The sequence below is a fragment of the Streptomyces lonarensis genome, from assembly GCF_012033735.1.
Lineage (GTDB): Bacteria > Actinomycetota > Actinomycetes > Streptomycetales > Streptomycetaceae > Streptomyces > Streptomyces lonarensis.
In genome coordinates, this window is sequence record NZ_JAAVJD010000263.1 from 1 (window position 1) to 6,586 (window position 6,586).

The window sequence follows — 6,586 nt, forward strand, 5'->3', positions numbered from 1 at the left end:
GCGTGGTGTCACGCCGGGCGGCGGCGCCGGTCCGCGCGGTGCGGCGGGGGGTCCACACCGCGCGGGGCCGGGGGTCGGCCGGTGCCGGCTCAGCCGAGGTAGGCGAGCAGGTCCGGCACGGGGCCGGGGCCGAGGGTGGTGCTGTGCGCGGGCATGCCGTGGCCGCCGGCGGCGGACCACACCTGGTTCCAGGTGGGGGCCGGGAGGACCAGGCCGGTACGGCCGGGCGGGGGGCGGCCGGCGCTGTGCGCGACGTCGGGTTCGATGCCCTGGTCGCGGCAGAGCGCCGGGATGAGGACGTGGTCGCAGACGGCGGTGTCCAGCTCGGCCCACTCCGAGGGCAGCCAGCGCAGGCGACGCGCCAGCAGCACCGGTGAGACCGCGGAGATCTCCCAGGTCAGTCCCTGGCCGGTGAGGAGGAAGCTACCGCGTTGCGGGGGTTGGAGGGCGGCGCTGCGCGGCCGGAGGCGGACGCGGGCGATCCGTTCCGCGGTCGCCGCCGCGCGGCGCGGGTCGAGCCCGGCGACGACGCGGTGCGTGGCGTCCAGCCGCAGCGGGTGGCGGCCGTGGTCGACGACCATGGCCGGAAGGCGGCCGGTGGTGGGACCGGGCCGGGCCCGGTAGAGCCGCCGGGCGGCTTCCAGCCGGTGGTGGCCGTCGGCGAGCAGGACGGGGCCCAGCGGCGGGGCGAGCGTGGCCCAGCGGGGGTCGCACGCCCACAGCCGCAGCTCGCCCTCGTCAGGGGTGGCGAGGTGGAGGTCGGGCGGCCGGGTGGTCGCGTCGGTGACGCACTCGGTGAGCCCGCCGAGGTCGGGGGCGGCGAGCAGCAGGGGGTCGCGGATGCCGCCGCGGTCCCGGAGGGTGCGCATGTGGGCGGCGACGACCCGGTCGTCGACCTGGGTGTGGCGCAGCACGTGACCGCTGTCGGGGCCCCGCACGTCGAGCGAGCCGACGACGCCGCGCTGGCAGACGTTGCCCCATTCGTCGCGGCGTTCGACCACGTACGACGGGGTGAGGAGATCGGGGCGGGGGCGTGGGGTGCTCGGCAGGGCCGGTGGGGACAGCAGGTCAGACGGCACTGAGCTCCTCTTCTTTCGAGGAGGGGGCGGCTGCCGGTGGGGTGGGGGCGGGGGGGGGGGGGGGGGGGGGGGGGGGGGGGGGGGGGGGGGGGGGGGGGGGTGGAACCGGCCGCGGTGATGACGCCATGTCCGGCGACCCGGCTGGTGGCCTCCGGGGCATGACTGCCGAGGGGCGCGTCCAGTTCCACCGAGACCACGCCCGGTACGGCACGGGCGTCGGCCGCCCGTTCCGTGTCGTGCAGGGTCTGGAGGGTCAGGGGGAGCAGCCGGGCTGCGGCGTGCTCCTTCCTGGTCCGCTGCTCGGGCTCCGCGAGCCCGAGGGTGGCGGCGATCGCCAGCTGGTAGCGGTCGACGCCGGTGGCGAGGGCGAGCAGGCCGCTGATGCGGTCCCCGCCGGGGTGGGCGTGGGACTCGATCAGCGCCGGGCCGCGCCGGGTGAGGACGACTTCGGTGTGGGAGGGACCCACGCGGTGGCCGGCCGCGCTGAGGGTCGCCTGCACCAGCTGCTCGACGCCCTTGAGGGTCTTTCGTCCGAGGTCGGCGGGGAGCTCGTACCCGATGTCGCCGCACTCCGGTGCGCCGGTGGTGTGGCGGCGTGCCACGGCGAGCACGGTGTGGCGCCCGCGGACGGAGTGCGCCTCGACGCAGTACTCGGGGCCGTCGAGGTACTCCTCGATGATGAACGCGGGCTCTGGTGCCAACCGCCGGGCCAGGTCACGTGCGTCGGCGGTGTGCCGCAGCTCGTGTACGTCCTGGCCGCCCGAGCCGGTGCGGGGCTTGACCACACAGGGGAAGCCGACTCGTTCGGCAGCCGGCACCAGAGCCGCGGCCCGGTCACACCGCTCGAACCGCACGGGGGTTGCGGAGAGCCGGTTGACCCGATCGCGGAGCGCCGCCTTGTCGGTGAGGTACGCGACAGCCGCGTGGGGGTTGCCCGGGAGGCCGAGGGCCTCGTTGGCACGGGCAGCGGCGAGGGCGCTGTGCTCCCCGAACCCGAACACGGCGGCACGCGGCTTGCCGGAACGGGGCGGGGAGTCCGCGAAGTGGCTGAGGACGCCGAGGAGGTGGGGGTGGTCCGTCCAGTCGACCGCGAGGGTCTCGTCGGCCGAGAGCGCGGCCTCCCGGACGGACTGCTCACTCAGGTCCGCCGCGAGTACCAGGCTGCGCACACCCAGCACCCGTGCCGCGCGAACGGCGGCGGGTGAGGGGCTCAGCAGGACCGCGGTCCGTTGCCGGTGGGTCATGGGACCACCTCCTGACTGGTTCCGCGCAGGCTGGTGCAGGCGTTCGGGCGTGGCGAGGGCGGCCGGGGCGCGTGGGGGGTCGCTCCCGGTCGCGGCGGGAACTACTCCCAGTAGTTGGCGGGCTGCAGCGTGGCGGAGGCGACGCCGTCGCCCTCCCAGTAGTTGGCCGCGCTGGCAGTGCCGGCGAGTGCGAGCACGGCGAACAGCGCCGCGGTCGCGCTGATGGCTATCTTCTTCACGGTTACTCCCGCATCCACATGAGTTGTCAGGCTTGAACCCTGCTGGAACCGATGCTCACCGAAACCACCAGGTGTAGTCGAGGGAGTTGCCCTGGCGTCATACTGCCTGGCAGGTTGACGCCAGCAGCCGGTGCTCTCGCGCAAGGACGTAATGTGCAGGAATCAGACGAAATCGACTCGGTGGCGACCCAGGTCTACCGGGGACGCGTGATCCACCCCACCGATTCCGTGGAGCATCTCGCCAAGCGTCTGGGGATCGGGCCGTCGCAGGTCACCGAGGCGGAGGGCAAGCTCGCCGCCCTGGGACTGATCCGCAGCTCCCCCGGCGGCGGCTGGGTGGCGATCAGCCCGGAGAGCGCCGCGGACGAGCTGCTGGGCCCCGCCGAACAGGACATCCTGCGCAAGCGCATCGCCATGGCGGCGACCCGGGCCCGGCTCCACGCGCTGACCGGCGACTACCTGGAGGCCCGCTCGATGCGGTCCACCCGGAGCAACATCGAGATCATCCAGGGGCTGCACAACGTGCTGGCGGTCATCGACGACCTGGCGCGGACCGCCACCAAGTCGATCGACGTGTTCATACCCGGCACCCTCTCCGAGACGGGCATCCGCTCGGCGGAGCGGCTGGACCTGGAGACCCTGGCCCGCGGCGTGATGCTGCGGACCATGCTCCAGCACAGCGCGCGCAAGAAGCCCGGCGCCGCGCAGTACGCGGCGACCATCACGGCGGCCGGGGCACAGGTGCGCTCGATCACCTCGCTGCCGGCCCGGCTGCTGATCTACGACCGCAACTGCGCGGTGCTGCCGCTGGACCCCGAGGTGACGGGCCGGGGCGTGGCGCTGGTCCGGGACCCGGCGGTGCTGAGTTTCGTCCAGCGGCTGTTCGACCACTACTGGGCGCGCGCGCTGGTCTTCAGCGAGGCGGAGCCCGACTCCGGACCGGCGCCAACCGGTGTGGACCGCGAGGTGCTGCTGCTCATGGCCTCGGGGAAGAAGAACGAGACCATCGCCCACCAGCTCGGGATGTCCGTCCGCTCCGTCAGCCGTATCGTTTCAGCACTGCTGGAGCGGCTGGACGCGGACAGCCGTTTCCAGGCCGGCGTCCGGGCGGCGCAGAACGGCTGGCTGTCGTAACAACCATGCACGCGCACGCCATCGCACCGCCCCGGCGGCCCCGCACCGCCACCCGATCCGCCACCGCCCCCCGCGCCGCCGCGGGGACGGCGCTGCCCCCTGCCCGGTGGCGGACATGACCCACCCCAGCGGTCTGTCGACCGCGGCCGTCACCATCTACCGGCTCCGCGTGGCCAACGCCACCGCGGGCCCCGACGAACTGGCCGCCCGCACCGGGCTGCCCCGCGAGGAGGTCGCCGACGCGGAACGCGAACTGGCCGAGCTCGGCCTGCTCCGCCCCTCGCCCGCCGGCGGGCTGGTCGCCGTCGGCCCCGACACCGCCACCGAGGAGTTGGTGGCCGCCGGCGACCACGACATCCTCCAGGCGCAGGTGGCGCTGGGCGCGACCCGCGCCAAGATGCAGGCCCTCTCCGGCCACTACCTGGAGGCGCGCTCGCTGCGCTCCGAGCGCGGCGACATCGAGACGGTGGTCGGGCTGGAGAACATCCGCGCCGTCATCGACGACCTCTCCCGGACCGTGACCGGCTCGGTGGACACGCTGGCCCCCGGCGGGGCGCAGCCGGAGCAGGCCACCGCCGCGGCGCTCCCCAGCGACCTCCGCGTGCTGGGCCGCGGCTGCCGGCTCCGCATCCTCTTCCAGTACGGGGCGCGGCGGCACCAGCCGACGCGGCACTACGTCTCCAGCATCACCGCCGCCGGGGCGCAGGCCCGCTGCCTGGGCCACCTCCCCACGCGGATGATCCTCTACGGGGAGGACTGCGCCGTACTGCCGGTGGACCACGAGAACACCGGTGACGGCGTGATCGTCGTCCGCGACGCGCACGTGCTGTCCTTCCTGCGGCGGCTCTACGAGTACTACTGGTCCCGCGCGACCGACTTCCTCCAGGAGGAGGGCGACTCACCGCTCGGCCTCAGCCCCGTGGAGAGCGAGATCCTCGCGCAGTTGGCGGCCGGGCGCACCAACCCGGTGATCAGCGCGGACCTCGGCGTCTCGGAGCGGACGGTGGCACGGATCGTCGCGGCGCTGATGGACCGGCTGGGGGCGGGCAGCCGTTTCGAGGCGGGGGTGCGGGCGGTGCAGCTCGGCTGGGTGAGCTGAGAGCCGGCGGCGGCCGTCCGGGCGCAGGTTCGTGGTACCGGCAACCGGTCGCTACCCTCACTGCATGTCCGAGACGTCCGACGGGGAGCCGATCACCGAGGAGACCGTGCGGGTGTACCGGCTCCGGGTCGTCCACCCGGCCGCGCCGGACGAGCAGTTCGCGGTGCTCGCGGAGCTGCCCCCCGGACGGGTCGCCGCCGCGCAGCGCGAACTGGCGGAGCTGGGGCTGCTGCTGCGCTCCCCCGACGGCTGGACCGCGCTGCCGCCCGGCCGCGCCGCGGAGCAGCTGCTGGCCCGCGCGGAGGTGGACATCGCACGCCGCAACCTCGCCCTCGCCACCACCCGAGCCCGGCTGCACGGCCTGGACGGCCCCTTCCGGGACGCCCTCGGCCTCCGCTCCGGCGCGAAGGGCGTCGAGCACGTGGCGGGTGCGGCGGCCGTCCGCGCCCAGGTGGCGGGGCTGGCGCACGGCGCCCGCCGCTCGGTACGCGCCCAGGTGGACGCCGGGGCGGCGGTCGCGGACGCCGCGTCCCATCCGCTGCTGCTGGACCGGGAGTTGCTCGGCAGGGGCGTGCGGGTCCGGTACCTCTGCGCCGACGTGCACCGGGGGGCGCCGGAGTTCCGCGACCACGTGGCCGAGGTGTGCGAGCTGGGCGGCGAGGTGCGGACGGTCTCCGCCGTGCCGTCCCGGCTCCTGGTGTACGACGACGCGCACGCGGTGCTGCCGGCCGACCCGGACCGGCCCGAGCGCGGCTCCGTCGGGGTCCGGGAGCCGGCGCTGGTCGGCTTCCTCAGTGCGCTCTTCGAGCACCTCTGGGCCCGCGCGGTGCCGTTCCTGGAGAACGAGAGCGCCTGCGTGGCACCGCCGGAGGGCACGGAGCTGCGGGTGCTGCGGGGGATCGCGGCCGGGCGGACCAACGAGGCCCTCGCCCGCGAGCTGGGCGTCTCACCCCGGACCGTGACCCGGATGGTCGCCGGCCTGCTGGAGCGGCTCGGCACCGACAGCCGGTTCCGCGCCGGGGTGCGGGCGGTCGAACTGGGCTGGCTCAGCTGACGGCGGGCCCGGCCCGTCCCTGTGCGTCGGCCGCGCCGCGGCAGCCGGCGGCCCTCGCGGGCGGACGAGAGAGCGGCGCGGGGAGTGAGCAGCACGGCGAGAGAGCAGCTCGGGAGGAAGCGGCGACGGAGCGGGGGTGTGTCCCGGCGCGGGGCGGGGGCGGCGACTCCACTCGCCGTCCGCGTCCCGGGCACCCGGGTGCGGCTGGGTCCGCACCCGGGCACCCGCAGGCCCGCGGGGACCGCGCCTGACTGCGGTCCGGTTCCGCGGGAGCCGGTGACACACCCCCGCGGCGCACCTCCGGACAGGCCGGGCGGTGCGACGGCGGCGCGGCGGCCGGGGGCCGACCACCTCGCCGGGATTCAAGGGTCGCGCCGGCCCTCCCGGGGCGTTGGCGACCTGTCCTTCTCCGCGGTGCGACGGCCCGGCGCGGCCGGCCGGGAGCCCGCCGCGCGATGCCCTCGCACCGGTCGACTGTAGGCACCACGGGATGCGTCCGTACAGGTGCGACGGGTGACGCGTTACCGCATGGCGTGGTCACGCCAACCACGGCGGTCGGCCCACCGCGGTGTGCGCCGCAGCGCGGTACCCGGGCGCGGAGCGGCCGTGTGAGCGCCCCTCGTCCGGGGGCCAGCGGGCAGAGCGGGCACGGCGGCGCCACGAGGCGGCGAGCGACCGGCGACCGGGCGCGGGCTCCCGCGGACGCGCGGCACGCCCTCACGCGGACGGAACCGCCC

Annotated in this window: 5 protein-coding genes and 1 pseudogene; 3 read left to right on the top strand and 3 right to left on the bottom strand. The window is 75.7% G+C overall.

What is annotated here, in order from left to right; translation table 11 throughout:
* Window positions 1–89: 89 nt before the first annotated feature.
* From HCN56_RS22255 to HCN56_RS22265, 3 genes and pseudogenes are all read right to left on the bottom strand, one after another.
* Complete coding sequence (locus HCN56_RS22255) at window positions 90–1,079, bottom strand: DUF1015 family protein (RefSeq protein ID WP_167973932.1); 990 nt, start codon at window positions 1,077–1,079, stop codon at window positions 90–92.
* A gap of 446 nt (window positions 1,080–1,525) precedes the next feature.
* Window positions 1,526–2,323 (bottom strand): annotated as a pseudogene (locus HCN56_RS27465) (ATP-grasp domain-containing protein); the annotation flags it as partial.
* A 101-nt stretch (window positions 2,324–2,424) separates the two neighbouring features.
* The gene (locus HCN56_RS22265; protein ID WP_167973934.1) at window positions 2,425–2,562 is read right to left on the bottom strand and encodes a hypothetical protein; all 138 of its coding nucleotides are present in this window, start codon (window positions 2,560–2,562) and stop codon (window positions 2,425–2,427) included.
* 153 nt (window positions 2,563–2,715) lie between these two features.
* On the opposite strand from HCN56_RS22265, the gene HCN56_RS22270 reads away from it, so the two are divergent.
* From HCN56_RS22270 to HCN56_RS22280, 3 genes are all read left to right on the top strand, one after another.
* Window positions 2,716–3,696, top strand: a complete 981-nt coding sequence (locus HCN56_RS22270) for a helix-turn-helix transcriptional regulator (protein ID WP_312871370.1) — start codon at window positions 2,716–2,718, stop codon at window positions 3,694–3,696.
* Window positions 3,697–3,811: 115 nt separating this feature from the next.
* Window positions 3,812–4,795 (top strand): helix-turn-helix transcriptional regulator, encoded by a 984-nt coding sequence (locus HCN56_RS22275; RefSeq protein WP_167973936.1) that lies wholly within the window; start codon window positions 3,812–3,814, stop codon window positions 4,793–4,795.
* 64 nt (window positions 4,796–4,859) lie between these two features.
* Complete coding sequence (locus HCN56_RS22280; protein WP_167973938.1) at window positions 4,860–5,849, top strand: helix-turn-helix transcriptional regulator; 990 nt, start codon at window positions 4,860–4,862, stop codon at window positions 5,847–5,849.
* Window positions 5,850–6,586 lie beyond the last annotated feature (737 nt).